Origin of the sequence: Streptomyces sp. NPDC044571, from assembly GCF_040647115.1 — a bacterium.
GTDB lineage: Bacteria > Actinomycetota > Actinomycetes > Streptomycetales > Streptomycetaceae > Streptomyces.
The window spans coordinates 1-3,957 of sequence record NZ_JBEZBN010000113.1 but is presented as its reverse complement, the minus strand read 5'-3'; the positions used below and the strand labels follow the sequence as shown (position 1 = coordinate 3,957).

At 70.1% G+C, this 3,957-nt stretch carries 4 protein-coding genes; 3 read left to right on the top strand and 1 reads right to left on the bottom strand.

Going from position 1 to position 3,957, the window contains the following annotated elements; all coding sequences use genetic code 11:
* Nucleotides 1-808 precede the first annotated feature (808 nt).
* Nucleotides 809-979, bottom strand: a complete 171-nt coding sequence (locus AB0B01_RS30550; protein WP_361726153.1) for a hypothetical protein — start codon at nucleotides 977-979, stop codon at nucleotides 809-811.
* Between the two features lie 431 nt (nucleotides 980-1,410).
* Here AB0B01_RS30550 and AB0B01_RS30545 point away from each other — a divergent pair, with 431 nt between their 5' ends.
* From AB0B01_RS30545 to AB0B01_RS30535, 3 genes are all read left to right on the top strand, one after another.
* Entirely contained in the window at nucleotides 1,411-2,358 is a 948-nt protein-coding gene (locus AB0B01_RS30545) for an aminoglycoside phosphotransferase family protein (protein ID WP_361726156.1), read from the top strand.
* 25 nt (nucleotides 2,359-2,383) lie between these two features.
* Entirely contained in the window at nucleotides 2,384-2,980 is a 597-nt protein-coding gene (locus AB0B01_RS30540) for a dihydrofolate reductase family protein (RefSeq protein WP_361726150.1), read from the top strand.
* A 208-nt stretch (nucleotides 2,981-3,188) separates the two neighbouring features.
* A complete protein-coding gene (locus tag AB0B01_RS30535; RefSeq protein WP_361726147.1) occupies nucleotides 3,189-3,599 on the top strand; it encodes a TetR/AcrR family transcriptional regulator C-terminal domain-containing protein in 411 nt (136 codons plus the stop codon).
* The last annotated feature ends 358 nt before the right edge of the window (nucleotides 3,600-3,957 follow it).

Here is a 3,957-nt window from a genome sequence, read left to right as displayed (position 1 = left end):
CGAGATACGCGCCGACCTCCACCTCGGACTGCTCCAACTCGCCTGCAGCATCATCTGCTTGCGCCGACTCCGAACCTCATTCTGAAATGATCAGTTAGTGCTCCGGCTGTAGATCGTGACCGCGTACGCGAGGGGGTTGCCCGGTAGCTGCCCGGGTGAACGAGAGCAGTGGGCAATCTTCGTCGAGTGGAACCAGTGGTACGAGGACGGGGTCGCCGGCATCGAGGGGCACCCCGGCCACGGAGGCCTCGACGCCCGGTACGACGAGCTGACGGCATTGCTCACCCCGCACCGGCAAGCACCCGCGGTGACGCGAGCCCGGCCGGCACGCAGTCTGGGCTCAGCCGGGCAGCCTGGCTCGCCGACCGAGTGCGCGACGATATGCGCCTCCGTGATCGATCACCTCGGAGTGCAGGACGCGGTCCTGGTCGCCATCGACGGGGTCCTGTACGTCCTGCGCTCGTGGACGCATGACCCCGAGCGCTGCCGAGCGACCGGCGTTCCCAAGCCCCCTGGCCATCGAGATGATCGCCCAGGCCCTGGACGTCGGCGTCCCGGCCACCTGGGTCATCGGCGATGAGGTCTATGACAGCGACCCGCACCGGAGCGCCGAGTTGGAGAGGCGACGGTCGGCTACGTCCTCACCGTCTCCCGCGAGGGGACCATCGTCACCGTGCAGGCGTCTTCCGGGCCGGTGCGCCGGCCCACGGTTTGCCGCAGTGAGCCTGGCAGCGGCTGTCAGCAGGAGCCGGAGCCAAAGGCCACCGGCCTCGCCATGGGGGCCCGCCCGGGCAGGCCCGGCCACCAGTCACTGCTCGTGCGGCAGGGACGGCGCACCGGCGAACTTGCCTACTGCCGTGCTACTCGCCCCGCCCCGGTCGGCAAGCGGCCGAGCCACCATGAAGATCACGATCTGCAGCCGGAGTATGAGGGCGCCGCCGGTGATCGACGCGTGCTTCGACACCCCGAGCAGAGCCATTCAGGTCCTGGCGACACCTCCATAGGCGGCCCGCTGCTCCCGCCCGTCGCCGAGCCGTGGGCGGGGACGTTCCGCTGCGGGTCCTGGGGTGCTCCGTCGCAGGAGAAGGCGCTCCCGTGGTGCTGCTGCGTGGACGTACAACCGCGGCGGTCACGGACCGGGCCCCGACGGAGCGCCAGCTGCTGGCGCCCGTCTGGTGCGAGGACTGGCTGCTATCGCAACGGTGCACGGTTCGGCCGGCGTGGACATCGGGCGGGCAGGAGGTGTGAGGTTCTCCCGGTGCTCCGAGGACACCGGGCACTTGGCTCAGGCGCGATGCGCACTGACGGCTCGCCTGTGATGCGGTGAGCGGCCCAACAGGGAGGCACGCAAAAGCGGTTGACCGGTTGTGCCGCTCGGCGGTCGGATGGGTCGTCGTGAGTACACAGCAGATGCATCCCGGCCTCCACCCCCTCGACGACGACCTCGTCCGGCGGCTGATCGCCGGCCAGTTCCCGCAGTGGGCGGGGCTGCCGGTGTCGCGGATGCCGTCCGGGGGGACGGTCAACGCCGTGTACCGGCTCGGCGACCACATGGTCGTACGGCTGCCACTGACGCAGGGCGGAGCTCCCGACGTGGTGCTGGAGCGGGAGTGGCTGCCCCGGCTCGCGCCCCGGCTGGCCACGGCCATCCCCGAGGTGCTCGGCGCCGGGCAGCCGGCCGAGGGGTATCCGTGGCCGTGGGCGGTGTACGGGTGGCTGGCGGGGGAGCACCCCGAGGCGGGCGCGCTCAGCCGGCCCGTGCAGCTGGCCCGGGACCTGGCCGGGTTCGTCGCGCAGATGCGGAGCCTGGCCTTGCCGGACGCGCCGGGCGCCTACCGCGGCGGACCGGTGGCCTCGCTCGACGCGGCGACCCGGGCGGCCATCGAGGAGCTGCGGGGGATCCCGGAGGAGGGCGTCGACTGCGATGCCGTGACCGCCGTATGGGAGGACGCGCTGCGGGCTCCGGCCTGGGAAGGGCCGCCGGTGTGGCTGCATGCCGATCTGATGCCGGGCAATCTGCTGGTGGACGGGGTGGGGAGGCTGACGGCCGTGATCGACTTCGGGTGCATGGGCATCGGTGATCCGGCCTGCGACCTGTTCCCCGCGTGGAACCTGCTGCCGGCCGATGCGAGGGGGATCTTCCGTGACGAGCTCGGCGTGGACGGTGCGACCTGGGCCCGCGGCCGCGGCCGCACGCTTTCCCAGGCGCTGATCGCGCTGCCGTACCACCGCGGAACCAACCCCGCGATGGCCCGCAACGCCCGCCAGGTGATCCGGGCGGTGCTGGAAGAACACGTCGAAACGCGTACGCCCGACACCGATGACTTCCAGGCCGGACGAGGGTCTGCCTTGCTGTAGGTACCGGAGACGAGGAGACCGCGCCGTGCGCATCGTGATCAGTGAGTTCATCAGCCTGGACGGCGTCGTGCAGGCGCCCGGCGGCGCCGAGGAGGACACCGACGGCGGCTTCGCCCACGGCGGGTGGACGCACCCGTTCTTCGACCCCGAGGTGGTGGGCGGTGCCTTCGCCGACGCGATCGCCAAGGCCGAGGCGCTGCTCTTCGGGCGGCGTACGTGGAAGGCCATGGCCGGGGCCTGGCCGGAGCGGGCGGGGGACCCGTTCGCGGACCGGATGAACTCCATCCGCAAGTACGTGGTCGCCGAGACGCTGGGCGACGATGCACTGACGTGGGAGAACACCACCCGTATCGCGGGCGACAAGGCGGTCGCCCGCATCAGGGAGCTCCACGGGACGGAGGGTGGTGACCTCCTGGTCATGGGCAGTCCCACCCTCGTCCGTACGCTCCTCCGCGAGGGCCTGGTCGACGAGCTGCGGCTCATGATCATGCCGGTCCTCCTGGGCGGGGGTAAGAGGATCTTCCCGGAGGACGGCTCCCGGCGCCGCCTCGAACTGGTCTCCACGGTCATCAGCCCCACCGGCGTGCACGTGGCCACCTACCGCCCGGTCACCCAGGGCTGAGCTGGCGACGGGTGGGGAATGGCGGGCAGCATCGGTCCCGTGCCGAGGCCCGCGGTGCCGGCCCTAGGGTGTCGCCATGCCTCGCGCCTCAACATGCGCAGCCTGGGCAAGCGGCTCGGCACGGCCGCGACCGCGGTCTACTGACATGTCAAGAACTCACGCGGATGGGCCGGCAGCCTGCACGCCATGCTCACCCGTCATCCCTGGCTTGCAGGCCTTCGGGTCGTACCTCTCCTACGGTCCGGGCAAGGCGCGCCACGACGACCACTCCCTCGCGATCTACGAGGTCGCCGGCTTCGAGGGCAGGGATGCCGAACGGGCGGCCGCCGCCGTCTTCACCTTCGTACTCGGCAGTGCGCTCGGTTCCTCGGCCACCGCCTCGCTGGTGCGGCGTCTGCGCCGGGAGGGCGGCGATCCGGAGGAGCTGATCCAGGACACCCTGGCGAAGGCCGGCGAGGACGCCATGAAGTACCCCCGGCTGCGGACCCGCCTCGACACCCTCTCGGCGGACCACAACGCCTCACCTGAGCGGACCTTCGAGTACGCCCTCCAGGCCCTCCTCGACGGGCTGGAGGGCGGCCGGGCGGACGGCTTTGACAGGGGCCGAGGGGGGTTGTAGAGTTGACGGGTTGCTTGGGAGCCGCACCGGCTCGGCGACACCATCCAGAACAACCCACACATCCTCAGAATCGAATTCTGCGGATGCGTACTCGACTCCTCATCCAGGAATCCGAAGCCGGGAAATCCGGTGGAAAACTTCTGATAGAGTCGGAACCGCCGGAAAGGGAAACGCGAAAGCGCGAACCTGGAAGGCAAACCAACCCGCTTCGACCGGGATCGGACACGAAAGAGTCTGATAGAGTCGGAGACACGAGAACGAAAGCCCGGAGGAAAGCCCGAGAGGGTGAGTACGAAGGAAGCGTCCGTTCCTTGAGAACTCAACAGCGTGCCAAAAATCAACGCCAGAAGTTGATACC